Here is a 24592-nt window from a genome sequence, read left to right as displayed (position 1 = left end):
TCGCGGCTCAGGTCAACCCGTGGCGGGCGAGCCGCGCGGCGACCCGCGCCTCGCGGGCCAGGGCCTCGGCCTGATCGGCCGGGCGGGCGCGCTGGCGCATCCAGGCCAGGGCCTCGACCTCGGCCCGGGCCTCGCCGAGGCCGCTCCGGCGCAGGATCGCGACGGCGATGCGCTCGCGCTCCCGGGGCGGGAACCACGCGAAGGCCATCCGCAGGGACGGCAGCGCGCGCAGGAAGTCGTCGTCGCCCCAGGCGGCCACCAGACCCTCGACGGAGGCGAGGGTCGCGTCGGCGGCGATCTCCTCGCGGGCGAGGGCGAACAGGCCGGCGAGGAAGTCGCCGAGCGTCGCGGGCAGGCCGAAGCGGCGCAGCCAGGCCAGGGCGGCCTCCGGGTCCGATCCGGCCGCGCCGCAGGCGACCCGGAAGCCGAGCGCCGCCCCCGCGAGGGCCGGCGGCGTCTCCGGATCGGCGAGGCGGCGGCCGAGCATGGCGGAGAACGGGGCGCGCAGGTCGTCGAGGCCCGGGATCTCCGCGCCGACCTCGCGGAACAGGTCGCGGCAGGCGAGGACCAGCGGGACCGCGCCGAGCCCCGCGCGGGGGTCCCGGACGGCCTCGACGACGAAGAGCGCCCGGGTCGCCAGGACGGCGCAGAGGCGGGCCAGGGCCGGCCGCGCCGGCGCGAAGGCGTCGCCGAACCGGTACAGCCGCACGATCCCGGCCCCGGCGGCGCCCAGGGCGGCAGCGTCGTGCGCTGCCGCGATGCCCGCGCTCAGGCGGGCGAGCAGTTCGCCCTTCAGGGTGAGGCCGGCGAACAGCGCGTCGGACAGGGCTCCGGCGAGGATTCCGAGGGAATCGGGCGCCGCCTCGACCCGGGCGGTGATCCGGGCGGAGGCGGCCATCTCCAGGGTCCCGCCCCAGAGCGAGGCCTCGATCAGGGCGCCGAGCCAGTGCGGGTGGCGCACGAGCGTGAAGCGCTCCCGCGGCAGGCCGGGCCCGGCGCGGTCCGGGCCCTCGCGGGCGATCCCCGGCAACCCGAGCAGGACCAGCCGGTGGAGCAGGTTCGCCCGCGCCCGGTCACCGGGCTCGGCCCAGTCGAGGTCGACGCTGCGGCGGGCCGGCCCCGGCTCGAGGTCGGCGGCGCGCAGGCGCTCGGCGACGTCGGCCACGAGGGGCGGCTGCCGGGTGCCGGGGGCGAGGCGTCCCTCGCGCGGGCCGGTGAGCGCCCGCAGCATCGCGGCGAGCGCCGGGTGGCCGGGCGCGGCGCGGCCGGCCGCCCAGGCGGGCGGGCGGTCGAGGGCGTCCTTCACCAGGGCCGCGAGGGCCGCGTCGATCAGGTCGGCGCGCAGGATCGCGGGATGGGCGCGCAGCCGGGCGAGGGCCTCGGCGTGGACCCGCCAGGCGACGCGGTCGGCGGTGGAGACGACCTGCCCGGCCTCGCGCAGGGCCGCGGTGATCGCCGTCATCGCCCAGTCGGCCGCGGGGGCGAGGCCCGACTCGGCCACGCGCTCGTAGTAGCCCGGCGCCGGCATGCCGGCCGCGTAGCCCGAGAACCGGTCGAGCCGGAGATAGGCGTAGGGCACCACGTAGCTGCCGGTGCGCAGGTCCGGCTCCGGCGGCGCCGGCTCGGGCCGGGTCCCGTCCGCCCGCGCGGCGTGGCGCCGGACGGCGTCCGCGTGCCAGCCGCCGCAGACGAGGACGACCGGCCGGCCGCCGGCCGCCCGCAGGGCGTGGGCCGCGTAGGCGCCCATGAAGCGCTCGCGGGCCTCCTCGGCGGGATCGTCCGTGCCGGGCGGGCGCAGCAGGGCGAAGTAGCGGTCGAGCCGGGCCGGCAGCTCTGCCTCGGGCGCCGCCTCGGCGAGGACGTCCCAGAGGGCGTCCTGGTCGGCGACGCCGAGGGCGGCGGCCAGCGCCCGCTCGGCCGCCTCGGCGCGCGCCCCGTGCGGGTCGGCGTAGCGGTTGGCGCGGCGCCCGAAGGCCGGGTCCCAGGCCGGCAGGTCGCAGAACAGCATCTCGGCACCGACCGCCCGGCCCGCCTCCAGGGCCTGCCATTCCGGCGAGAAGGCGCAGAACGGCGTGTAGGAGGCGGCGCTGCCCGCCGCGTCGGCCCGGAACGAGAAGATCGCCACCGGCAGGTCGTGGCCGAGGGCGAGGTCGGGCAGGTGCGGGTTGAAGTCGACCGGCCCCTCGATCAGCACGCAGGCCGGCCGCAGCGCCGCGATCGTGCGCCGGACGAGCCCGGCGCAGGCCGGGGAATGGTGGCGCACGCCGATGACGGTCAGGCGGCCGGGATCCGGCGCGGGACCACTTATTGCGGGGTTCATTGCGGGGTGAGGAGGTGCCGCGCCGCGTAGAACTCCCGCCACGCCGCGCCGGAGCGGCGGCTGACGCGCTGGTCGAGGTAGCGGCGCAGGCGGGCGAGGTCCTCGGCGTCGTCCTTTGCGGCGGTGCCGGCGAGGCAGGCGACGATGTCCTCCGGCCGGCCGGCATCGCCGCGCAGGAAATGGCCCTTCACGCCGATGGCGTGGGCGACGCTGACCGCCTCCGCGGTGCTCATCACGGACGAGAGCCGCTCCATGCCGGTGCCCTCGGTGTCCACGGCCTCGCGCAGCTCCCGGAAGCAGGTCACGAGGAGTTCGAGCACCTCCGGATCCGGGGCGCGGGGCACGCCGGAGCGGGCCAGCAGGGCGGTGGCCTCGCGCTGCACCAGGGCGAGCTCGGCGTCGAGATCGGCGATCGGGAAGACGGTCTCGAAGCCGAACCGGCGCTTGAGGGCCGCCGACATCTCGTTGACGCCCCGGTCGCGGGTATTGGCCGTGGCGATCAGGTTGAACCCCTCCCGGGCGTAGACCATCCCGTCCGCGCCGGTGAGTTCGGGCACCGCGAGCACCCGGTCGGACAGGACCGAGAGAAGGCTGTCCTGCACCTCCAGCGGGCAGCGGGTCAGCTCCTCGAAGCGGACGATCCGCCCCTCGCTGAGGCCGGTATGGAGGGCGCCCGGCACCAGGGCGCGCGGGCTCGGCCCCTCGGCGACGAGCAGCGCGTAGTTCCAGCCGTAGCGGATCTGGTCCTCGGTCAGCGACGCGCCACCCTGGATCGTCAGGGTCGAGCGCCCGCTGATCGCGGCGGCGAGGAGCTCCGAGAGCAGGCTCTTGGCGGTCCCGGGCTCGCCGATCAGCAGCAGGGCGCGGGAGGTCGCCAGGGTGACCATGGCCCGCTCCACGAGCGCCGGGGCGCAGACCACCTTGGCGGGCGTCGCGCCGTCGCCGCAGATGAAGCGCCGGACGGCCTGGAGCGAGAGCTGCCAGCCCGGCGGCCGCGGCGCCGGATCCTCGGCGCGCAGGCGCGCGAGTTCCGCGGCGTGGACGTCCTCGGCCGGGGGTCTCTGACGCGCCTCGCGATCACCGCCCGCCCGCACCGCCTTCGCCATGCACCCGTCCCCTGCCGTCGCGCCGACCCTGTCGGCGACTCCTGCGATCGGCAGAGCATGCCCCGGCACGCGCGGGTTTCTCAAGCGTCTCCGCGCATCTCCAAGCATCGGCCACCGGGCCGGGGATCCGGCACCGCCCGGGGCGCGACGGATCGGGCGTAGTCCCGAAGAAAGCCTACATCGACACCAAGCACAGCATCAGGATCGCGATCTCGAAGACGATCCAGCTGCCGAAGACGACGACCAGCTCCCAGTCGGTTCTCTCTCTGGTCTTGGCCAAAGCGTACATGTTCGACCTCCTCGCGGAGCCCGATAGGCCGCAAGCGAATTCAGTCACCACGATGGAATGCAACGCGTCCGAATATTCAAACAGATTCTGCGACGGAATGCAATTGTGCCGGGCGGCTCAACTCCGTACATAAATCAATACATTGCCTCGCGGAACGGGCTCGCGCCCCGTCTTCGATGCAGAAATATCGCATCGCAGCAAGTATTGTCCCGCAACCCCGGCGCCCGCGCCGGTCCGGTCGCGGCGGCGTGAACGGGATCCGTCCGGCCGCGTTGCCCCGGTACGTCCGGAGAGGCGGCCTGGGGAAGCGCTTGAGGATTCGCACATGAAGACGCTGATCAGCCTGACCATCGCCGGCCTCCTGGCGACAGGCGCGGCCGCCACGGCCGCGGAGAATACCGGGACCCGCATGCAGGGTTCGCCCAACGCGGCCGGCTACACGGGCCAGGGCGCGACGGGCCAGGGCGCGACGGGCAAAGGCGAGACGGGCAAAGGCGAGACGACGGGCACGACGACCGGATCTCCGGGCTCGGAGATGCCGAAGCAGGACGGCCGGATGAAGGGGCCGCCGAACGCGGCCGGATTCCAGCCCGGCGGCAGCGATGGCGGCTCGGCCGGAGCCTCCGGCCGTCGCTGATCCGGCCCTGCCCGGGGCCGCTGCCCGGCGGTCTCCAGGCCGGGGACCCGGCGTCGTGATTGATGCCGAGGCCCCGGCCGCGATAGGCCTGGACGGCGGCCGGACGGGCCGCGCAACCCGGAAGGTCCCATGAAACACGGTGCGCGCAACGACATCCCCGCCACGGTGACGGCGATCAAGCGCGGGGACGTGATGGCCCAGGTCGAGGTGGAACTGGTCGGCACCGCCTACCGCATGGCCTCGGTCATGACGGTCGACTCGCTGGAGGAGCTGGGCCTCCGAGAGGGCGACACCGTCCACGTGCTCGCCAAGGCGGTGAACGTGCTGCTGGTGAAGCCGTAGCGGCCTGCGCTGCGGTCATCCCACCGTCATCCCGTCGTCATCGGGCAGGCCTAGGGCGGCGCCTCCCGCCCACCCGACCGGCTGCGCCCACCCGATGGATTGGTTCGACCTGCCCGAAGACCCCCAGCCGCCGTCGGCCGCCGACGCGAGCCGGATGCGGCTCTACATCGCCGCGGGGCTGATCGGCATCGGGGCCCTCGGGATGGTCGGCGGGATGCTGCACATCCTCCCCGCCTGACCTTCCGCCTCAGGGCCGCCGCGGCCGAGGCGGGGGAGCCGTCAGGCGGCGCGATCCGCCACCGGCTCCGCCTTGGGCGCGGGGCGCTCGGCCGGACCGGCGCGCCCGAACCGCGCGTAGAGCGCCGGCAGCACCACCAGGGTCAGCAGGGTCGCGCTGATCAGGCCGCCGATCACCACGGTGGCCAGCGGCCGCTGCACCTCGGCCCCGGTGCCGGTGGCGAGCGCCATCGGCACGAAACCCAGGGAGGCGACCAGCGCGGTCATCGCCACCGGCCGCAGCCGGGTGAGGGCGCCCTCGCGGATCGCCGCCCGCAGCGGCCGGCCCGCGGCGACGAGCTGCTTGATGAAGGTCAGCATCACGAGGCCGTTGAGCACCGCCACCCCCGAGAGCGCGATGAACCCGACCGCGGCCGGCACCGAGAGCGGCATCTCCCGCAGCCACAGGGCCGCGATGCCGCCGGTGAGCGCCAGCGGCACCGCGCTGAACACCAGGAGCGCGTCCCGCGCGCTGCCCAGCGCCGAGGTGAGCAGCAGGAAGATCAGGAAGAAGCACACCGGCACCACCACGGTGAGCCGCGCCTGAGCCGAGGCGAGGTTCTCGAACTGGCCGCCCCAGGTGACGTACGAGCCCGCCGGCAGGGTCACCTGCGCGGCGACCTTCGCCTGCGCCTCCGCCACCAGCGAGCCGATGTCGCGCCCGCGGACATTGGCGGTGACCACGACGCGGCGCCGGCCGTTCTCGCGGCTGATCTGGTTCGGCCCCTCGCTCACCGAGAACTGCGCCACCTGCCGCAGGAGCACGGAGGCGGCCTTGCCGTTCGCGCCCGGGGGCAGGGGGACCGGCAGGTTCTCCAGGGCCTCCCGGTCCTCGCGGACCTGATCGGTCAGGCGCACGACGATCGGCACGCGCCGGTCGCCCTCGAACACGACCCCGGCGTCCCGACCGCCCATGGCGGCGCCGATCACGTCCTGGATCGCCCCGGTGCTGAGGCCGAGCCGGGCCGCCTCGGTCCGGTCGATCCTGATCTCGAAGACCGGCAGGCCGGTGATCTGCTCGACCTTCACGTCGTCGGCGCCCGGGATCCCGCGCAGGATCGCGGCGATCCTGTTGGCGGTCTCCAGCATCGGCTCGAAGGCGTCGCCGAACACCTTCACGGCGAGGTCGCCCCGTGTCCCGGCGAGCAGCTCGTTGAAGCGCAGCTGGATCGGCTGGGAGAACTCGTAGACGTTGCCGGCGAGCTCGCTCAAGGACGCCTCGATCCGCTCCTGCAGCTCGGCCTTCGACAGGCCCGGGTCGGGCCAGTCCGCCTGCGGCTTGAGCATCACGAAGGTGTCGGAGGAATTCGGCGGCATCGGGTCGGTGGCGACCTCGGCGGTGCCGGTCTTCGAGAACACGTAGGCGACCTGCGGGAACTTGGCGATCGCCCGCTCCACCTTGAGCTGCATCGCCTGCGACTGGGTGAGGGAGGTGGACGGGATCCGTGTGGCGTTGAGGGCGATGCTCTTCTCGTCGAGCTGCGGGATGAACTCGGTCCCGAGCCGGGTGGCGAGCAGCCCTGCGCCCACGAGGAGGAGCAGCGCCGTCCCGACGAACGGGGCGGGCGCCCGGATCGCCGCCGCGAGGACGGGCCGGTAGAGCGCCTTCAGGCCCCGGACGAGGGGGTTCTCGGCCTCGGTGACCCGGCCGGTCAGCGCGATGGCGATCAGGGCCGGCACGAAGGTCAGCGACAGCACGAAGGCCGCCGCCAGGGCGAGGATGACGGTCAGCGCCATCGGCTGGAACATCTTGCCCTCGACCCCCGTGAAGGTCAGGAGCGGGACGTAGACCAGCATGATGATCGCCTGCCCGTAGAGGGACGGCGCGATCATCTCCTCGGCCGAGTCCCGCACCGTCTCCAGGCGCTCCTCCAGCACGAGCGGCCGCCCGAGGGCGTGCTGCCGCTCGGCGAGGTGGCGCAGCGCGTTCTCGGTGATGATCACCGCCCCGTCGACGATGAGCCCGAAATCCAGCGCCCCGAGGCTCATCAGGTTCGCCGAGATCCTCCCCTCGACCATGCCGGTCACGGTCATCAGCATGGCGGCCGGGATGACCAGCGCGGCGATCAGCGCCGCCCGGATGTTGCCGAGCAGCAGGAACAGGACGACGATCACGAGGGCCGCGCCCTCGGAGAGGTTCCTGCCCACCGTGCGGATCGTGGCCTCGACGAGCTGCGTCCGGTCGAGGACGGTCTGGACGACGATGCCGGGGGGCAGGGCCCGCCGGATCTGATCCATGCGGGCATCGACGGCGGCCGCCACCGTGCGGCTGTTCTCGCCGATCCGCATCAGGGCGGTGCCGATGACGGTCTCCTGCCCGTTCTCGCTCGCCGAGCCGGTGCGCAGGTCGCGCCCGATCCGCACCGTGGCGACGTCGCGGATCCGCACCGGCACGCCGCCGCGGCTCGCCACGACGACGTCGGCGATCGCCTCCGGGCTCTCCAGGCGGCCGGCGGCGCGCACGACGTAGCTCTCGCCGTTATCCTCCAGGTAGCGGGCGCCCTGGTTCGCGTTGTTGGCCTGGAGCGCACGGGCGACGTCCGCGAAGGACAGGTCGAGGGCGGTGAGCTTCGTGGGGTCCGGCTGGACGTGGTACTGCTTCTCGAAGCCGCCGATCCCGTCGACGCCGGCGACGCCCGGGACGGACTTGATCTGCGGCCGCACGATCCAGTCCTGCACCGTGCGCAGGTAGGCGACCTGCTCCAGCTCCGTCCTGAGCGCCTGGCCCTCCGGGGTCCGGTAGCTCCCGTCCGTCTGCCAGCCCGGCCGGCCCGCCGGCACGGCCGCGCGCTCAGGCAGCGGCGCGTACTGGACCGACCACATGTAGATCTCGCCGAGGCCCGTGGAGATCGGGCCCATCCGCGGCTCGACCCCGGAGGGCAGGTCCTCCCGCACCTGGGCGATGCGCTCGGCGACCTGCTGGCGGGCGAAGTAGATGTCGAGGGACTCGGCGAAGACCGCGGTGATCTGCGAGAAGCCGTTGCGCGAGAGCGAGCGGGTGTACTCGAGGCCCTTGATACCGGCGAGTGCCGTCTCGACCGGGTAGGTGACCTGCCGCTCGACGTCGGCCGGCGACAGGGACGGGGCCAGGGTGTTGATCTGGACCTGGTTGTTGGTGATGTCGGGCACGGCGTCGATGGGCAGCCGCGTGAGCGCGGCGGCGCCGAAGGCCGAGGCCAGCAGCACGAGGAGCAGCACCAGCCAGCGCTGGCGGACCGAGACGGCGAGGATGCGGCTGATCATCGTCCGTCTCCTCAGTGGGCGTGGCCGGCGTCGGCCTTGCCGAGCTCGGCCTTCAGCAGGAACGCGTTGCCGACCGCGATCTCGGCGCCGGGCTCGAGCCCGGCGGTGACCTCGTAGGCCTCGTCGTCGGAGCGGCCGAGGGTGACCGGCCGCTTCTCGAACCCCTCGGCCGTGCGCGCGAAGACGACACTCCGGCCCTCGACGGTCTGGACCGCCGCCTTGGGGATCCGGACCGGGACCGAATCCTGCGCGATCTCGACCTCGGCGGTCACGAAGGTGCCGGGCCGCCACGCGAAGTCGGGGTTCGGCAGGGCGACCACCACCCGGGCCGAGCGCGTGTCGGGGTTGAGGAAGGGGCTGACGAAGATCACGCGGCCCTCCGCCCGGCGCTCCGTCTCGCCCGTCCGGCCGGGCGTGACCGTCACGCGGGCGCCTTCCCGGACCTGGGCGAGGTCCACGGTCGGCACCGACAGCTCGATCCAGACCGTGGAGAGGTCCGCCACCGTGTAGAGGTCGGCCGGATCGCCCTCCTTGCCGACCGCCGTGCCGACATCGACCTTGCGCTCGACGATGCGGCCGGCGAGGGGCGACCGCAGGGGGTAGCGGCGCAGGGTCGACTGGTTCGGGGTGGCCTCGTCGCGCTTCTGGGCGGCCGCCACCTCGGCGGCGTCGAGGCCGAGCGCCGACAGCTTCTGGCGGGCGAGGTCGACCCGGAGCCGGTTCTCCAGATAGGCGGCCCGGGCGGTCTCGAACGCGGCCTCGGAGGCGCTGCGCGAGGCGAGCAGCTTCTGCTGGCGCTCGAAGTTGATCGTCTGCAGCTCGGCCTGGACCTGGGCAGTTAGGTACTCGCTCTTGGCGTCGGCGACCTCGCGGCTGTCGAGGATGGCGACGACCTCGTTCGCCTGCACGGCGTCGCCGAGGCGCTTGCGCATCTCGGCCACGGTCCCGACCACCCGGGCCGGGACCCGGGCGATCCGGTCGGTGTCGGGCGTGATCGTGCCGGGGACGAGGAGGTGGCGCGCCAGCGTGCCGCCCTCCACTCTGCGCGTGACGATGTCCTGGCCGGCGACCTGATCGGGCCGCATCCGGATCGTGCCCGCCTCGTGAGGCTCGTCGGCGCCGTGCGCGTCGCCGTGCGCGTCGCCGTGCTCGTTGCCGTGCGCGTGGTCGTGCGCGTGGTCGTGGTCGTGGCCGGCGTGATCGCCGCCCGCGTGCGGGTCGGGCGCGGCTTTGGGCCGGTCCGGTGCGGCAGCCGCGTAGCGCTGATCGTGGTCGTCGGCCGGGGCTCGGGCGAGCCCGACGGACGCGAGGGTCTGCCGGAGACGGTCGGGCAGGGTCGGGGCGCCGGGGGCGGCGGCGCCGAGGGCGAAGCCGGCGGCCAGGAGTGCCGCGGCGGCGGCCAAGGACAGGATGATGCGCATGGGGAAGCTGCTCGGCCGGGAGGGCGGGGTGCCGCGCGCGGCGGTCCCGGAGGGTCCCGTTCAGGTGTCGCGTGGGGGTGAACCCGGAGCCGGTTCGGCAGCCGGGCGGAGCGCCGCCCGCGGGCGGCGTCAGCTCACGCGCGCGGAGGCCGCGGCAGGCGGTCGGGACTGACGGAGGGGCGGCCCTGGGCGAGGGCGCCCGGCAGCACCCGGCCCGGAGCGGCCGGGGGCGCGATCTCGGTCGCCTCCAGGCGGGCCGCCTGATGGCAGCCGCAATGGAGGTGCTCCGAGAGGCCGGGATCGACGGTCGCGGGCGCCGCCGGCGCGTCGAGGGCCGGGCCCTGGCCCCGGTCGTGGTGGCCGCCCGCGTGGAAGGCGAGATCCGCCGCGAGGCCGACGCCCGGAGCGGCGACGGTCAGCGCCAGGACGAGCGCGAGCGCGCGGGCGGCGAGCGCCCACCAGCCCCGCGCCCCGGCCGGGCGCCTATGCCGAACCCCGAAGGTCATCGCGGCCCTTATGATCCATCCGAGGCCGGGGGCACAAGGTCCGGGGTGCCGGCCCCGGACCCCTCAGGCCGCCAGCTTGAGGACCCACTGGTAGAAGTCGGCCCAGGTCTCGGCCTGGGCCGGCGGCTCCGCGGCCGGGGACCGGTCGGGCTCGGCCGCGGCCCGGTCGCGGACGTCCCGGGGGGCGCAGCCGAACTCCGCGCGGAAGGCCTGGGTGAAATGCGCGGGGCTCTCGAAGCGCCAGCGATACGCCACCTCGGAGATGCGGGTGAAGCGCCCGTCGCCGGTGGCGAGGTCGCGGTAGGCGCGGGCGAGCCGGCGCTGCCGGACGTAGCCGGAGACCCCCCCGAGGGGGACGAACAGCCGGTAGAGGGCGCTCCGCGAAACGCCGAACCGCCGCCCGATCGTCTCGGCGGACAGGTCCGCGGAGGCCAGCTCGGCCTCGATGAAGCGCCGGATCGCGACGAGCAGAGGCGCCCGCTCGGGCGGCTGCGTGCCCCCTCCGTCCTCCGGCAGGCCCAGGGTCGCCGCGCCGAGCAGCGCGGCCGTGGCCTCGGCCGCCGCCGCGGCCTCCGGCTCCGAGAACCCGGTCGCGTGCGCGCTCAGGGAGTGCAGGTGGTCGCTGAGCATCCGGCCGAACGGGGTCGCGCCCCGGATCACCGAGCCGTGCAGGGCGTCGAGGCCGCTCTGCCGGGATCCGAAGAGCGGGCGCGGCAGCACCACCGTGATGGCCTCGTAGTCCGTGGACGCGGCGGAGAGCGGCTGCGACAGGTCGAACAGGCAGATGTCGCCGGGGGCGCAGTCCCGCTCCCGGCCGCCGATCGTGACCCGGGACTGACCGGAGACGCGCATGTGGGCGACGATGTGGTCGACGCCCATCCGGGCGGTCAGGGCCCGCGCGCGCACGAACCGGAGCCCGGAAGCGCGGGCGCTGCAGACGATCGCGGTGCCGAGGTGACGGACCCGGGACTGCCCGCGGAAATCGGGCAGGTCCTCCCGGCGGATCGTGAAATCCCAGAACGGCGCGACGGCGTCGCGCCAGTCGTCGGCCTGACGATGACCCGGGCTCTCGCCCCTGAGCTGCAGGATCGGTTTCGGTCGCATCGCCCGTGTTAGTCCTGACCGAGCGCGGCCCGGTCACGCCGACAATATGGCGATTCTGTCTGCCCAGAAAAGTGGCACTCCGTTCCAATCACCGGACTCCGCGCCGTGCCCCGTCCCGGCGCGCTCGGCGAGAGGCCGGCGAGAGGCCGGCAAGGGGCCGGCAAGGGGCCGGCAAGGGGCCGTGAAACAGAACGTCCCGCAGGCCGGGTGGCCGCGGGACGGTGAGTTGCACGGTTGTGAGGATCGAGGGCTTCGACCCTTATGGTTAACCGGCGGTTACCGGCCGCTCGGGGCCGCGCCGCTGCCGGTGGCGCCGTTGCCGGTGCTGTTGTCGCCCGCGGGGGCGCCGGGAGACGAGGTGTTGCCGTTGGGCGTGCTCTGCGCGGCGACCATCCCGGCGCTGCCGGCAACAAGGGCGAGGGCGAGCAGGGCGGACTGAACGGTGCGGCTGGTCATGGCTGTCCTTGGATCCCGAGCGGGGTCTCGACGCGGGTCGTCGCCGTGCCGGCTTGTGCCGGCGTCGGCTGGAGAACCGCACCCCGGCGGCGCCCGTTCCCGCCGGGGCCGGGCCGGCGCGAATCGGCCGCAGCGCGCCCGCCACGGTTCGTCGGGAACACCCGCGAGTCCCCCCGGCTTGTCCGAGGGTCGAGACCGGGAGCGTGGCGTGAAGGTGTTCCGGATCATGCAGGCGGCGACGGGCGCGATTCTCTGGAGCGGTGCGGCGCTCGATCCGATGGCCGCCCTCGACGCGATGGCGCGCGCCGCCGGCTTCCGCGACCGCACGCGGATCCCGAACCATCTGCGGGCTGGCGGCCTCCACGTCGAGGAACTGCAGGCCTGATCCCGCCGCGCCGGCGGACGAGTCCGGAGGGAGACCATGACCAAGCTGTTCATCGCGCAGGTGCGCGACGCGGGCGGCGAGCGGCCGCTCGTGACGGTCCGGGCCGAGGCCGAGGGCGAGGCGCGCCTGTTCCTGGCGGCCGCCTATCCGGACGCCGAGATCGCCCACGTCGCCGAGCCCGGCGACTGGACGAGCGACGCCGATACCGGATCCCGGGCCGGGGACATCCGCGAGCATCCCGGCGTCGCGTGGCAGGCCCCGTCCAGCCTGGCGGGCTGAGGCGCGTCCGCCGGGCCGCGGTGCCCGTCCCGGCCACTGGGGCCGGTGCGTACCGGGAGAACCTGAGGAGAACTTGGAGAGAACCTGGGAATAGCCTGGGGAGAATCCGGCGGCGCCGACAATTCAAGCGATCCCGTTCACGCGTCCCTAGGGCTCCGCACCGACGGTGGTGCATGCGTTCCGCCGATCCGACACCGCGCCTGTTCGCGGCCGCGGCCGCCCTCACCGGCACCGGGATCCTGATGTGCCGGACCGAGCCGTCCTGGGACGGGATCCTGATCGGCCTGTTCTGCCTCGGGCTCTGGGCCCTCGGCACCTTCGGCACCCTCGCGGCACGGCCTGGCCGACCGGTGCGTTCCGCGCCGCGGATGCGGCCCATCGTGCTGGAGGCGGTCGTCGTCGAGACGCCCCGGTTCCCGCCGGAGCTGCTGCCCGCGCCCCGGCCCCCCGCGGCCCGGGACCGTGCCCTGGCGGGCCCCTCCCGCCTGCCGGAGCTCCCGTCGCACCGGCAGCGCGTGGTCGAGCGCTACACCCGCAGGCGCGGTTGAGCGCGGCGAGGTGGCCGACCACACCGCGAGCGCGTCGCGACGGCCGACCGGCGCGACGCCCTCGTGGGCGATCCGGAGACGATCCCGGACGCCGACGACGCGGCGGGTGAGGCGGCCTGGCGGAGCCAGGGCGGCGTCCGACCGCCGGGCAATGCCCGTCCGCGCGGGATGTTGGGGGCGAGCGCGAGAGGCACCGCGCGGGATCGCCCGCGGGCCGGACCGATCTGCTATGGATCGCGCTCGACGCGTCGTACCGAGAGAGGCCGGCGCCCGGGATCCTTGCGCCACGCCGTTCCGGCGGCGCGCGGATCCCGTGATCGGACGGGAGATCGCCACATGGCCACGCCCGAGACCCAGGCGCCCTACCGGCTGCAGTGCATGATCCACCGGGAAAGCGCCGGCGGCATCATCATCCACGACGAGCAGATTCCCGGGCCCCTCGTGGAGGCGGCGGTCGCCGCCGCCAAGGCCCGCTTCGCGGAGCTGCGCGCCGGCCGCGCGGGCTCGGCGGCCCTGCGGGATTCCGCCGGGCGGGTGGTCTGGTCGACCCGGCAGGACGCCGCGACGCCCGGCACCGAGGGATCGGCAGCCCGGTAGGCTTCGGACCGACGCGCCGTCAGGTGAGGTGGCGCGGCTCCAGATCGATCACGGGGCCGCCCACGTCGAAGAACTCGTCCTCGTACGGGAGCGCCTCGTCCAGCTCCTCGGCTTCGCGCCGCCCGAACGGGATGACCGCGGACAGGATCCCGAGGCAGAGCGCGCCGGCGACGAAGGCAATCAGGATCGCGATGCTCATGACGGAACACTCGGGCGTCGCCGGCGGCGGAGTCGGGCCACCGCGAGACTAAGGCCCGGCTCGCGCACGCCGCAACCGAAATCACCGCCCGTTCGCTCCGGATCGCCCAGCCCGCACGGCGGGCGCGGCCGCAGCGCGCGGCACGGGCTCGCCCCGCGATCTCCGGAAGACCGGGAGGCCGCCCCCGGTCGCGGAGCGCGTCCGGGCGATCCGGGACGGGCCTCACCGCGGCGTCGAAACCTGATCCTGCTGCCGGTCGACCGCGTCGCGGACGCCGCGGCCGGCCATGAGGATCTCGGTCATGAACGCCGCGATCGCCGCCACGGTGCAGACCAGCGCCGCTCCGAAGCAGGCGAACAGGACGGACGCGGTCGCCGCGTCGCGCAGCGCGCCGACGAACAGCGTGAGCACGGCCAGACCGATCAGGCCGCCCGCCAGCGAGGCCAGGACCACCGCCACGTCCAGCACGAAGGAGCGCCGCCGCAGGAAGGTCAGCCGGCGGGCGAGGCGGCCGGCCTCGGCTTCCGTCGCCCGGGCGGCCTCCGCCGAGAGGCTGTCGACCTTGTCGGAGATCCGGCCGAGGCGGGTCGAGAACACGTTGAGCAGCGTCGCCAGCGCCGAGAGCAGGAAGGCGGGCGCGAGCGCCACTTGGATGATGTGGGCGATGCTGTCGGGCTCGGTCGCGCTGAGGGAGAAGCCGAACATCGGCGGGCTACGCGGGCGGACGCGTCGCGCCCCGCCTCCGCCGGCCGCCGGGACGGACGGCGGCGCGGCTCCGGACCGGGCGGATCACCACAGGAGGCCCTCCGCCTGCAGCCCGGCCACGAGCAGGCACAGCGCCGAGAGGAACGCCACCGCGAGATACGGGGCCGGCGTGTCGGTCATCGAGGCCTCCCGGCCGGCGCGGGGCCGGCATCCTCGATCCCGGTCCGGGCCCGGAGGGCCGGCATCGAAGGCAGCGCGACGGGGTGCATGCGCGTCTCCTGAAATCTCCACCGACGACGAGGCCGGCAGATAGGGCCTGCGGCGCGCCGGAAAAGCCGCGGCCGCCGCGCCGCCCCGGCGCGGCGGCGCCTTCTCCACAGGCCGGGAGACCGGCGCCGCGCCGCCGCCGATCCCCCGCGAGATCTGCCGGTTCCGAGGAGATCGATCCGGCCGCGGCCGCGCGCCAAGACCCGGGGATGCGCGATCAAGACTCGGGCCAGTCGGGCGGCCGGTTTCATCTGTGCAGATCCGCGGCCCGACGCGCGAGTGGTGCCCGCACAGAGGCGCGATGGCGTCCGAAAGCCCCGCAATACGGGACGGGATCGCGCGAGATCTGCGGCGCCGCCCGCACTCGCGCGCCCGGGGATGCGCGGGCACCACCCGTAAATTAATGTTAACCGCTCGCGGGATCGCGATCGGGCTTGCGGGCCGCCGACCGGTAGGATTTATTAAACCTCGAAGCTTCCTGGTTGGTCCTGGGAACGTTCACCGACAAACTGAAGCCCCGTCCGCTCGAGCGCGACGGGGCATTTTGTTTTTGGAAACATTCGGATACCGAAGTTCTTCTCGGGCTAGACCAGTCGATTTCGCGATGTGCTCCAGCGCACCCGGCTGTTTCGGGGTCAAAGACCCGATTCCGAGCTGTTGCAGCGATGCACTATCGCCCCGGCACGTCCTGGCGTTCTGTCCGCCCCGCACACATCCCGCCCAACGGGAGACAGAGGACCAGATGATCAAGAAGCTTCTGCTCGCGAGCGCCGCTACGGCTCTCCTGACCGGCGCCGCCTCGGCCGCCGACCTGCCGCGCCGCGCCGCCCCGCCGCCGGTGTTCACCCCCGTCCCGGTCTTCACCTGGACCGGCGCCTACTTCGGTATCAACGCCGGCTACGCCTTCGACGCCAGCAGCAACAACACCAACAGCTTCGGCGTGCCCGCCCCCTACGGCAACGGCACAACCGCCTTCTTCAGCCAGCGCAACCAGGAAGGCTTCACCGGCGGTGGCCAGGTTGGCTACAACTTCCAGTTCACCCCGGGCTCCGGCATCGTCGTCGGTGTCGAGGCCGACGCCCAGTACCTCGACTTCGGCCGCAGCCGGAACAACGCCTTCCTCGTCGGTCCGCTGGCCCCCGGCTACTACGTCACCGACCCGCGCGGCCTCTCCAGCCTCGACTTCTTCGGCACCGTCCGCGGCCGCATCGGCTACGCCTTCGACCGCGTCCTCGTGTACGGCACCGGCGGCTTCGCCTACGGCTCGGGCAGCGCCGACCGCTCCTTCGGCGGCTTCGCCGGCAACGACAGCTTCCGCACCGGCTACGCGGTCGGCGGCGGCATCGAGTACGCCCTGCCCACCGACTCGTTCCTGAACTTCTTCCGCTCGAACGCCGTGACGCTCAAGGTCGAAGGCCTGTACGTCAACCTCGACCGCAACACCCGCAACCAGGGTGCGTTCGTCATCAACGCTGCCAACAACTTCCCGGTGGTGTACAACAACATCGGCCGCCGCGACGACGAGTTCGCCGTGATCCGCGCCGGCCTGAACTACAAGTTCGGCTCGTACTAAGATCCATCCGCGCGCCGTCCCGGTCACCGGGACGGCGCGCGGGCCTCTGGACAGGCCGCATCCCCTCTCGACCTGAGCATCCCCAGCCCGATCAAACTGGCCGCTTGAGCCGAGGAGCGTCCCGGGAGCCATTCCCGGGACGTCTTGCGTCGGGGGCGAGGGCCCGCCGCGGCGCGCCTCAGGCGTGGACCGCGTGCTCCAGCTGCGCCTTCGACATCCGCGACCGGCCGGGCACGTTCTGCGCCCGGGCCTTGCGCATCAGCGCGGCCTTGGTCGTTTCCACCTTGCCGGACGCCTTGCCGGCAGACTTGCCGGTCGCCTTGCCGGACGTCTTGCCTTTTCCGGACGCCTTGGTGGACTTGCCGTCCTCGCGCGCCGCGGCGGCCTTCTCGGCGGCGGCCTTCGGCTGCTTCGAGAACTGCTTGCCCTTCCGGGTATCGGCGCGCTTCTTAGCCGTGCTGGCGGCGTATTCCGTGTCGGTCAGGCTCTCGCGGGCCTTCTTGGGCAGGTAGCGCTCGCCGGTCTTGCCGCTCTCTTTGCCAGACTTCGTGCCCCACTCCTCGTCGGTCCATTGCTGGAGATGGTTGTCGGCCGACTTCTTGCCGGCGTAGCCGCCGCCTTCCTTCTTGTATTCGGCGGTCGCGATCTGCGCCTTGCGCGCCGACCACTGGCCGGGCTTCCCGCCCTTCTCGGACTTCGTGACCTGTGTCTTGACCTTGTCCCACAGTTTCGGGTCGGTCTTCTTGGCGGTTCCTGACATCGGCGCCTCGTGAAAAAGATTTGGCAGACAACACGGGCCCCGCGGCCGTGTTCCTGCGGCGCGTTCGCCCGACCCGCACCCTCCCGCATCTCCGCCCGCGCAGCGTCCGCCGTCGTGGCCGGGGCCGCCGGATACGCCGGCCGCCTGACGGGTTGGCCCTCAGGGCATCAGGCCCATCGCGAGGGATGCAGCATGGCGGACACGCCGGACGACACCCAGGCCGAGCGGATGCCGCACGGCGAGCCGGAGCGCGCGGGCCTGGCCGACAGCCCCCGCGACACCGCAACCGGCACGGTCAGGCCGCAGGACGGCCCGATGGAGCGGGCCGGCACCGAGAAGGAGGAGGCGCGCCGGGGCGGGACCAGCCTCGGCGCGGAGCGCGACCGGCCGGGCGGAGGCCGGGGCTGAGCGCCGCCATCGAGACAGCACGCGAGAGAGGAAGACGCAGCATGCAGATCCGGCACAAGCCCCTGCGCGAGCAGGTGATCGTCATCACCGGCGCCTCCAGCGGGATCGGCCTCGCCACGGCCCGGACGGCCGCCCGCCGCGGCGCCCGCGTCGTGCTGGCGGCCCGGAACGGCGCCGCCCTCGACGACATCGTCCGCGACATCCAGGAGCGCGGCGGCGAGGCCCGGGCCGTCGTGACCGACGTGTCCCGCCGCGAGGATGTCGAGGCGCTGGCCGCAGAGACCGTGCGCGCCTACGGCGGCTTCGACACCTGGGTCAACAATGCCGGTCTCTCGATCTTCGGCCGCCTCGAGGAGGTTTCGGACGAAGACCATCGCCGGCTGTTCGACGTCAATTTCTGGGGGATCGTCTACGGCTCGACGGTGGCGCTGCAGCACCTGAAGCGGACCGGCGGCGCGCTGATCAACCTGGGCTCCGTCGCCTCCGACCTCGCCTTGCCGATCCAGGGCATGTACTCCGCCTCCAAGCACGCGATCAAAGGCTTCACGGACGCGCTCCGGATGGAGCTCCAAGAGGAGGGCGCCCCGGTCTCGGTGACGCTCATCAAGCCGGCCTCGATCGACACGCCGTTCCCGGAGCATGCCCGGAACTACATGGCGCAGGCGCCCAAGCTGCCGCCGCCGGTCTACGACCCTGCCGACGTCGCCGACGCGATCCTGTACGCCGCGGAGCACGGGCCCCGCGACCTCTACGTCGGCGGCGGCGGCAAGCTGATGAGCGCGCTGCGCAAGCGGGTCCCCGCGGCGACCGACTGGATGGGCGCCCAGGTGATGTCGCGGAGCCAGACGGCGGGCGCGGCCGGCAAGCGGCGGGACGGCGCCCTCCACGCGGCCGGCCGCGACGGGGCCGTGCGGGGCGGCTCGCCCCACCACGTCATGCGCAGCGCCTACACCCGGGCCTCGATCAACCCGGTCCTGACCGGGATCCTGCTGGCGGGGGCCACCGCGGCCGCGGCCTCGCTGCTCGGCCGCGCCGACCGCCGCTAGAGCCCCGCCGCGGCGCCCGCCCCCGCGCGGGCGCCGGCCGGACTGTTTGTTTCTAGACGATGATGGCGGAGGTCAGCCGACATTCAGGGCCGATGACCATTCTGACCGGGTCTTGCGCCGGGCCGACCGGCGCGGAACCGAACAGAAGGTCTGATGATGATGCACGTGAAGATGATCGCGGCCGCCGCGGCTGTCGTCGGCGGCCTCGGCCTGGCCTCCGCCGGCGCGGCGCCCCTGGCGCCCGCCGGCGCCGATACGCTCACCGGCCCCGCCGCGGTCAGCACCGTGGCGTTCGGCTGCGGCCCTGGCTGGGCGCCCGGCCCGTACGGGCGCTGCCGGCCGATGTACCGGCGGCCGCGCTTCTACGGCCCGCGCTGCTTCTTCCGTCCGACCCCGTGGGGACCGCGGCGCGTCTGCCGCTAAGGTCGCGCAGGCACGCGTCCCGACGCGCGGGTCCGGCGCCGAACCGTGACCCGACCCGCGGGTTGATCCAGGGGCAGGCCCCGTCTCCGAGGAGGCGGGGCCTGCCCCTTTCCCGTTGGCGGTGATGCGGGCCGGCAGCGCCGGGGATGCCACGACCGGGACCGCGGACGGTCCCGCTCCGGTTGGACATGGCCATGGCCCAGGATCAGAGCGGCGGCGCGAACCCCTCGGCGGCTGAACGGGCGGCGGCCGAGCGCGTCGCCCGCAAGCGCCTCGGTCCGGACGGCTGCCCGGAACCGGCACCCGACCGGCGATCGCCGTCCGGACAGGACCGCGGGAGCGAGGCCGCGGCGCCGGACCGCCGGGCGCCTCCGGAGCGGCCGGTCGCGACGCGCCACCGGCCCGAGAGGCTTCCCGAGTAGCGCCCCGAGTAGCGCCCCGAACATTCGCGTGCCCGGACGCGGGAATAAAGCCTGCCGCCGCCCGGTTCCCGATTGTGTGGCACAAGGCTGCAGGCAGGAGCACGAGGGCAGGGACCCCATGGCTTCGCAGGCTCTCGACGGGGCGGGCCCGGCCCGGCCGCCGACATGACGACCCTGGCGCGCGCGCGCTTCAGCCAGCTCGTTCTCCCGCGCCTCGACGAGGGCTACCGGCTCGCGCACTGGCTCACCGGCAACGCCACCGACGCCGAGGACGTGATGCAGGAGGCGTGTCTGCGCGCCTACCGGGCGATCGAGGGGTTCGCCGAGGGCAATGCCCGGGCGTGGTTCCTGACCATCGTCCGCAACACCGGCTATTCCTGGCTGCAGCGACACCGGCCGCGGGCGGTGGTCTTCGCCGACGACCTCGCCCCCGAGGCCCGCGCCGAGCTGGAGATCGGGGGCGCCCTGACCGAGGTCCCGGAGACGCCCGAGGCGACCCTCATCGCCCGCGACGACGCGGGGCAGCTCGCCCGGGCGGTCGAGGCCCTGCCGGTGGCCTTCCGCGAGGCGCTGGTCCTGCGCGAGTACCACGGCCTCAGCTACCGGGAGATCGCCACGGTGACGGGGGTCCCGATCGGGACCGTGATGTCGCGCCTCGGCCGCGCGCGGCAGCACCTGCTTGCACGGCTCGCGAAGGACGGGCGATGACCGACGACGAGACCCTCCTGCTCCTCAGCGCCTACGCGGACGGCGAGCTGTCGCCCGGCGAAGTTCTGGCCATGGAGCGCCGTCTCGCGGCGGATCCCGACGCGCGGGCCCTGGCGGAACGCCTCCGCGACCTCTCGGCCACCCTGCGCGGGCCCCTCGCGGGGCCGCCCGCCCCGGAATCCCTGCGGGCGCGCGTGATCGAGCAGATCGGCTTCACCGACCCGCCCCCGTCGCGCGGCCGCCTCGGAGACCCGCTCGGGACCCGGCTCGGGTCCTGGGTCGGGACCTGGGTCGAGGCCTGGCTCGAATCCTGGCGCAGATCCCGGCAGGCGCTGGCCGCGACGCTGCTCGTCGGCCTCGTCGGCGGGGCCGCGCTCGGCGGCGGGATCGTCTATCTCGACCGCCCCGACAGCGCCCCGGATACCGGCGCGGCCGTGCTCGCCGGCCATCTCCGCGGCCTCGCGGCGCCCCAGCCCTTCGACGTCGCCTCCTCGGACCGGCACGTGGTGAAGCCCTGGTTCAACGGCCGGACCACCCTCGCGCCCGAGGCCCCCGACCTGTCCGACCAGGGCTTCCCGCTGGTCGGCGGCCGGGTCGACATCGTCGGCGGCACCCCCGTTCCGACCCTGGTCTATCGCCGCGACCGGCACGTCATCAGCGTCACGGTGGTCCCCGCCGCCGACGGCCCCGGCGCCGGCGAGGAGCGGCTCGACGGGTCCACGATCGAGCGCTGGCGCCTCGGCGACCTCACCTACTGGGCGGTCTCGGACCTCAACCGGCGCGACCTGCGCGCCTTCGCCGACCTGTTTCAGTCCCGGACCGGGGGCCCGCCGGGATAAGGCGGGAATAAGGGACGCCAGTTTCGGGTTATTACTGATATCGTGATGTCGATCCGGCGAGGATCCCAGCGTGATCAGTCAATCCCACCTGCACACCCGCAGAGCCGAAACGATATCCGGGATCGGCTCCGCCCAGGAGCGGCGGGTTCAGGCCGGCGGCACCCCGGCCTTCCCGGACCCGACCCTCGTGGAGGCGGCGCTCCATCTCCTGGCGGAGCATCTCGAGCAGGGGCTGGCGGTGACCGACCGGTACGGGCGGGCCCATTTCCTGAACCGCGCGGCGCAGGCCTTCGTCGCGCGCGGCCTCCTGTGCCTGGAGCACGGCGGCCTGCGCGGCGCGACGCCCGAGGACAGCGCGGCGCTGCGCCGGGTCATCGCCCGCTGCGCCGCGGGCCATCGCGGCGGCTCGGTGCGATTGGAGGGCGCGGGCGGGACGCTCCTGGTCGCCGCCTCGGCGATTCCCGGGACGCTCGGCCCGATCGGCGAGGGCGCGGTTCTCCTGCGTCTCACCGACCCCGGGACCCCGCGCCTGCCGGATCCCGGCATTCTCCAGGACCAGTTCGGCTTCACGCCCGCGGAGGCGGCCCTGGCCGTCGACATCCTGGCCGGGAACGACCTCGCGGCGAGCGCGACGCGCCGCCGGATCACCCGGAACACGGCGCGCGTGCACCTGCGCCACCTGTTCGAGAAGACGGGGACGCGCCGCCAGGCCGAGCTGGTGCGCCTGCTCCTGCTCTGCCCGCAGCCGATCGCGGACGCCTAGCGCACTCCGGCAAAAATATTCGCGCCGCGCGCCACCCTTAATCCGAACGGAGGATGCGCATAGTCCGCATTAAAGCGACGCTGCTCCGGCCGATCGTGGACAAACCACGGATCTTTCGGCGCAACGGAGGCTGGATCATGATCCTCTCGTTCCTGAAATCTGCCCGGAAGAGCCGTGTCGCGGCGCGAAATCTTCGCATTCTCTCGGCCCTCGACGACGAGATGCTGAGCGACATCGGCCTCGACCGGCGCACACTCCGCACGTTCTGCGAGAACGGCTGCGCGCACGTGCCGCCGCCGCCGAGCCAGGCCGAGACGCCCCGGGCCCTGATGATACCCGACGGGCTCGGGATCGCCTTCCGCTGAACGCCCGCCGCACCGCCCGCCGCACCGCCTCGGGCCCGGCCGGACCGCTCAGATCTCGACGCAGATCTTGCCGAAGTGACGGTTGCTCTCCTGGTGGCGGAACGCCGCGACGAGGTCGTCGAGGGGGAAGCGGCGGTCGATGACCGGCCGCAGCCCGCAGGCGTCGATGCCGCGGATCATCTCGATCTGGTGGCGCCGGCTGCCGACCAGCACGCCCTGCAGCCGGATCTGCTTCAGGAGCGCCGGCACCAGCGGCAGCTCGCCCGCGACCCCCGAGAGGATGCCGATCACCGAGACGTGGCCGGCGACCCGCGCGGCGGCCATGGACTGCTCCAGCGTCGCCGGGCCGCCGACGTCGAGGACGTGGTCGACGCCGCGCCCGTCGGTCAGGCGCCGGGCGGTCTCGCCCCAGGCCGGGTCGGTGCGGTAGTTGATGACGTGGTCGACGCCGAGACCGCGCAGGCGCTCCAGCTTGGCGTCGCTGGAGGAGGTGGCGATCACCGTGGCCCCCGCCGCCTTGGCGAATTGCAGGCCGAACAGCGACACGCCGCCGGTGCCCTGCACCAGCACCACGTCGCCGCTCTTCAGGCCGGCATCGGCGTGCAGCGCCCGCCACGCGGTGAGCGCGGCGGTGGTGAGCGTCGCCGCCTCGGCGTGGTCCCAACCCTGCGGGGCGCGGGTGAAGGCGGTGGCGGGCGCGGTGACGCCCCCGCGCGCGTAGCCGTCGACCCCGTCGCCCGGCACGGTGGCGAAGCCCTCGACGCGCGGCGTGCCCTCCAGCCAGGTCGGGAAGAACGTGCTGACCACCCGGTCGCCCACGGCGAACTCGGTCACGCCCGGCCCCACGGCCTCGACCTCTCCGGCCCCGTCGGACATCGGGATGCGCGGCTCGCTCGGGCCCCACATCCCGCTGACCACCGCGTAGTCGTGGTAGTTGAGGGAGCTCGCCCGCAGGCGGACGGTGATCGCGCCGGGCCCGGGCTCCGGCACAGGCCGCTCGCCGAAGGTCACCTTGTCGAAGCCGCCGCCGGGCTGGACGATGACGGCCCGGGCTGTCGATCCGGTCATGGTGCACCTGTCGCTCCGCGGCCTCGGCCGCCGGGAGGCGGACACTGGCAGGCTCGGCGCGCCGCGTCGAGACGACGGGGCCGGGCCGTCCGCCGCGGGGCGGGCGGCCCGCGCCGCGCGCCCGCAACCCCTTCCTTCCCGCGCCGCCCTTGCCGCTGCGCCGCGCCGGCGCCAAGGTCGCGGATCGCAGCCCGTCCGTGGAGGGAGGACAGACCGTGTCGACCGAGCGCGTCGTTCTGACCGAAAGCATAGCGCCGACAGCGTCCAGGATCTTCACCCAGGCCGGGATCGGCGCCATCCGGCAGCTGTCGCGCGCGGTCAGCCCCGGGGACGCCGGCGAACTGGCCGACGTCACCGTCCTCGGCATCCGCTCGCGCACGCAGGTCACCGCCGCGCTTCTCGACGCCCTGCCCGACCTCGCCGCCATCGGCTGCTTCAGCGTCGGGACCAACCAGGTCGACCTCGAGACGGCGCGCGCCCGCGGCCTGCCGGTGTTCAACGCGCCGTTCTCGAACACGCGCAGCGTCGCCGAACTGACGATCGGCGAGATCGTGATGCTGCTCCGGCGCATCGTGCCGCGCTCGGTCGCGGCCCATGAAGGCGGCTGGGACAAGTCGGCCACCGGCGCCTTCGAGGTGCGCGGCAAGACGCTCGGCATCGTCGGCTACGGCAATATCGGCGCGCAGCTCTCGAACCTCGCCGAGGCGATGGGCATGCGCGTCATCTTCTACGACCTCACCGACAAGCTGCGCCACGGGAACACCGAGCCGGCCGAGAGCTTCGAGGCCCTGCTCGCCGTGAGCGACGTGGTCAGCCTGCACGTCCCGGAGACGCCGCTGACCCACGGGCTGATGGGCGCGGAGCGGATCCGCGCGATGAAGCCGGGCGCCTACCTGATCAACAACAGCCGCGGCACGGTCGTGGACCTGGACGCCCTGGCGGCGGCTCTGCGCGACGGTCACCTCGCCGGGGCCGCGATCGACGTCTTCCCGGTGGAGCCGACCTCCAACGCGGAGCGCTTCGTCTCGCCCCTGCAGGGGCTGCCGAACGTGATCCTCACCCCCCATGTCGGCGGCTCGACCGAGGAGGCCCAGGACCGCATCGGCGCGGAGGTGGCCCGCAAGCTGGTCGACTACGTCCAGACCGGCTCGACGCTCGGCGCCGTGAACTTCCCGCAGGTCCAGCTGCCGCCGCGCCTGTCCGGCGCGCGGTTCCTCCACGTGCACCGGAACGTGCCCGGCGTGCTCGGGCAGATCAACGCGATCTTCTCGGGCCGGTCGCTCAACATCGACGCGCAGTACCTGCAGACGGACGGCGAGTTCGGCTACGTCGTGGTGGACGCGTCCGTGCCGCCGGGCGAGGCGGACGCGGTGCTCCGCGCGCTGCGGGCCATCGACGGCACGGTGCGGACGCGGCATCTCCGGCCGGCGGCGTGAGGATCCGCGCGCCGCGCCGGACGTCGGCGACGGGTCGCGCGGATCCTCACGCCCGCAGGCCAGGGTTCGGCGGACACGACGCCCCCGCGCCCGCCGGCCGG

General features: G+C 74.0%; 28 protein-coding genes. 17 read left to right on the top strand and 11 right to left on the bottom strand.

The genetic code is table 11. The features are described 5' to 3' along the window. Positions 1-7: 7 nt before the first annotated feature. Together ABIC30_RS20040 and ABIC30_RS20035 are read right to left on the bottom strand one after the other, a co-directional pair. Complete coding sequence (locus ABIC30_RS20040; RefSeq protein WP_354456009.1) at positions 8-2263, bottom strand: DUF5682 family protein; 2256 nt, start codon at positions 2261-2263, stop codon at positions 8-10. Positions 2264-2316: 53 nt separating this feature from the next. Beyond that, positions 2317-3426: an ATP-binding protein gene (locus ABIC30_RS20035; protein ID WP_020095097.1), complete on the bottom strand. Its 1110-nt coding sequence runs from the start codon at positions 3424-3426 to the stop codon at positions 2317-2319. Between the two features lie 614 nt (positions 3427-4040). On the opposite strand from ABIC30_RS20035, the gene ABIC30_RS20030 reads away from it, so the two are divergent. The 3 genes from ABIC30_RS20030 to ABIC30_RS20020 all read left to right on the top strand — a co-directional run bounded on the left by ABIC30_RS20030 (position 4041) and on the right by ABIC30_RS20020 (position 4932). Beyond that, positions 4041-4352, top strand: a complete 312-nt coding sequence (locus ABIC30_RS20030; RefSeq protein WP_354456008.1) for a hypothetical protein — start codon at positions 4041-4043, stop codon at positions 4350-4352. A gap of 129 nt (positions 4353-4481) precedes the next feature. Beyond that, positions 4482-4694: a TOBE domain-containing protein gene (locus ABIC30_RS20025; protein WP_354456007.1), complete on the top strand. Its 213-nt coding sequence runs from the start codon at positions 4482-4484 to the stop codon at positions 4692-4694. A gap of 94 nt (positions 4695-4788) precedes the next feature. Then, positions 4789-4932, top strand: a complete 144-nt coding sequence (locus ABIC30_RS20020; protein WP_354456006.1) for a hypothetical protein — start codon at positions 4789-4791, stop codon at positions 4930-4932. A gap of 41 nt (positions 4933-4973) precedes the next feature. Here ABIC30_RS20020 and ABIC30_RS20015 read toward each other — a convergent pair whose 3' ends face one another. The 5 genes from ABIC30_RS20015 to ABIC30_RS19995 form a co-directional block, all read right to left on the bottom strand. After that, complete coding sequence (locus tag ABIC30_RS20015) at positions 4974-8213, bottom strand: efflux RND transporter permease subunit (protein WP_354456005.1); 3240 nt, start codon at positions 8211-8213, stop codon at positions 4974-4976. A gap of 11 nt (positions 8214-8224) precedes the next feature. Beyond that, positions 8225-9634, bottom strand: a complete 1410-nt coding sequence (locus tag ABIC30_RS20010) for an efflux RND transporter periplasmic adaptor subunit (RefSeq protein WP_354456004.1) — start codon at positions 9632-9634, stop codon at positions 8225-8227. Between the two features lie 134 nt (positions 9635-9768). Then, complete coding sequence (locus ABIC30_RS20005) at positions 9769-10140, bottom strand: hypothetical protein (RefSeq protein ID WP_020095104.1); 372 nt, start codon at positions 10138-10140, stop codon at positions 9769-9771. 63 nt (positions 10141-10203) lie between these two features. Further along, on the bottom strand, positions 10204-11244 hold the full coding sequence (locus ABIC30_RS20000; protein ID WP_103985818.1) for an AraC-like ligand-binding domain-containing protein: 1041 nt from the start codon (positions 11242-11244) through the stop codon (positions 10204-10206). A gap of 276 nt (positions 11245-11520) precedes the next feature. Then, complete coding sequence (locus ABIC30_RS19995; RefSeq protein ID WP_354456003.1) at positions 11521-11700, bottom strand: hypothetical protein; 180 nt, start codon at positions 11698-11700, stop codon at positions 11521-11523. Between the two features lie 208 nt (positions 11701-11908). Between ABIC30_RS19995 and ABIC30_RS19990 the strand changes: the two genes are divergently transcribed. The 4 genes from ABIC30_RS19990 to ABIC30_RS19975 all read left to right on the top strand — a co-directional run bounded on the left by ABIC30_RS19990 (position 11909) and on the right by ABIC30_RS19975 (position 13509). Further along, positions 11909-12085, top strand: a complete 177-nt coding sequence (locus tag ABIC30_RS19990) for a hypothetical protein (RefSeq protein ID WP_020095107.1) — start codon at positions 11909-11911, stop codon at positions 12083-12085. 36 nt (positions 12086-12121) lie between these two features. Beyond that, positions 12122-12364, top strand: coding sequence for a hypothetical protein (locus ABIC30_RS19985; RefSeq protein WP_354456002.1), 243 nt, complete (start codon positions 12122-12124; stop codon positions 12362-12364). Positions 12365-12537: 173 nt separating this feature from the next. Next, positions 12538-12912 carry a hypothetical protein gene (locus ABIC30_RS19980; RefSeq protein ID WP_042671492.1) on the top strand — a complete coding sequence of 125 codons (375 nt, stop codon included), beginning with the start codon at positions 12538-12540 and terminating at the stop codon, positions 12910-12912. 336 nt (positions 12913-13248) lie between these two features. Then, entirely contained in the window at positions 13249-13509 is a 261-nt protein-coding gene (locus tag ABIC30_RS19975) for a hypothetical protein (protein WP_205833558.1), read from the top strand. Positions 13510-13528: 19 nt separating this feature from the next. On the opposite strand, the gene ABIC30_RS19970 is transcribed toward ABIC30_RS19975, so the two are convergent. Together ABIC30_RS19970 and ABIC30_RS19965 are read right to left on the bottom strand one after the other, a co-directional pair. Beyond that, positions 13529-13708 (bottom strand): hypothetical protein, encoded by a 180-nt coding sequence (locus tag ABIC30_RS19970; protein WP_020095111.1) that lies wholly within the window; start codon positions 13706-13708, stop codon positions 13529-13531. Positions 13709-13930: 222 nt separating this feature from the next. Beyond that, positions 13931-14413, bottom strand: coding sequence for a DUF2721 domain-containing protein (locus ABIC30_RS19965; protein ID WP_020095112.1), 483 nt, complete (start codon positions 14411-14413; stop codon positions 13931-13933). 1009 nt (positions 14414-15422) lie between these two features. Here ABIC30_RS19965 and ABIC30_RS19960 point away from each other — a divergent pair. Beyond that, positions 15423-16253, top strand: coding sequence for an outer membrane protein (locus ABIC30_RS19960; protein ID WP_020095114.1), 831 nt, complete (start codon positions 15423-15425; stop codon positions 16251-16253). Between the two features lie 178 nt (positions 16254-16431). On the opposite strand, the gene ABIC30_RS19955 is transcribed toward ABIC30_RS19960, so the two are convergent. Beyond that, positions 16432-17013: a hypothetical protein gene (locus ABIC30_RS19955; RefSeq protein WP_205833559.1), complete on the bottom strand. Its 582-nt coding sequence runs from the start codon at positions 17011-17013 to the stop codon at positions 16432-16434. A 192-nt stretch (positions 17014-17205) separates the two neighbouring features. Here ABIC30_RS19955 and ABIC30_RS19950 point away from each other — a divergent pair, with 192 nt between their 5' ends. The 8 genes from ABIC30_RS19950 to ABIC30_RS19915 all read left to right on the top strand — a co-directional run bounded on the left by ABIC30_RS19950 (position 17206) and on the right by ABIC30_RS19915 (position 21987). Further along, positions 17206-17421, top strand: coding sequence for a hypothetical protein (locus tag ABIC30_RS19950; RefSeq protein WP_170855188.1), 216 nt, complete (start codon positions 17206-17208; stop codon positions 17419-17421). A gap of 41 nt (positions 17422-17462) precedes the next feature. Then, positions 17463-18467: an SDR family oxidoreductase gene (locus ABIC30_RS19945; RefSeq protein WP_205833560.1), complete on the top strand. Its 1005-nt coding sequence runs from the start codon at positions 17463-17465 to the stop codon at positions 18465-18467. A 156-nt stretch (positions 18468-18623) separates the two neighbouring features. Further along, positions 18624-18890, top strand: coding sequence for a GCG_CRPN prefix-to-repeats domain-containing protein (locus ABIC30_RS19940; protein ID WP_042675167.1), 267 nt, complete (start codon positions 18624-18626; stop codon positions 18888-18890). A 194-nt stretch (positions 18891-19084) separates the two neighbouring features. After that, a complete protein-coding gene (locus ABIC30_RS19935) occupies positions 19085-19312 on the top strand; it encodes a hypothetical protein (protein ID WP_246757390.1) in 228 nt (75 codons plus the stop codon). Positions 19313-19477: 165 nt separating this feature from the next. Next, positions 19478-20020: a sigma-70 family RNA polymerase sigma factor gene (locus tag ABIC30_RS19930; protein WP_020095120.1), complete on the top strand. Its 543-nt coding sequence runs from the start codon at positions 19478-19480 to the stop codon at positions 20018-20020. Further along, positions 20017-20859: an anti-sigma factor family protein gene (locus ABIC30_RS19925; RefSeq protein WP_354456001.1), complete on the top strand. Its 843-nt coding sequence runs from the start codon at positions 20017-20019 to the stop codon at positions 20857-20859. Before ABIC30_RS19930 ends, ABIC30_RS19925 begins: the two co-directional genes overlap by 4 nt. Before the next feature lie 70 nt (positions 20860-20929). Continuing rightward, positions 20930-21622 (top strand): helix-turn-helix transcriptional regulator, encoded by a 693-nt coding sequence (locus ABIC30_RS19920; RefSeq protein WP_091681452.1) that lies wholly within the window; start codon positions 20930-20932, stop codon positions 21620-21622. 137 nt (positions 21623-21759) lie between these two features. Further along, on the top strand, positions 21760-21987 hold the full coding sequence (locus ABIC30_RS19915) for a DUF1127 domain-containing protein (protein WP_354456000.1): 228 nt from the start codon (positions 21760-21762) through the stop codon (positions 21985-21987). A gap of 48 nt (positions 21988-22035) precedes the next feature. Here ABIC30_RS19915 and ABIC30_RS19910 read toward each other — a convergent pair whose 3' ends face one another. After that, a complete protein-coding gene (locus ABIC30_RS19910) occupies positions 22036-23055 on the bottom strand; it encodes a zinc-dependent alcohol dehydrogenase family protein (protein ID WP_354455999.1) in 1020 nt (339 codons plus the stop codon). Between the two features lie 215 nt (positions 23056-23270). On the opposite strand from ABIC30_RS19910, the gene serA reads away from it, so the two are divergent. Beyond that, complete coding sequence (serA, locus tag ABIC30_RS19905; protein ID WP_082558002.1) at positions 23271-24491, top strand: phosphoglycerate dehydrogenase; 1221 nt, start codon at positions 23271-23273, stop codon at positions 24489-24491. Positions 24492-24592 lie beyond the last annotated feature (101 nt).

This window comes from Methylobacterium sp. 1030, assembly GCF_040544715.1.
Lineage (GTDB): Bacteria > Pseudomonadota > Alphaproteobacteria > Rhizobiales > Beijerinckiaceae > Methylobacterium.
Note: the sequence above shows the minus strand (reverse complement) of the source record. Positions and strands in the feature narration are given on the sequence as shown.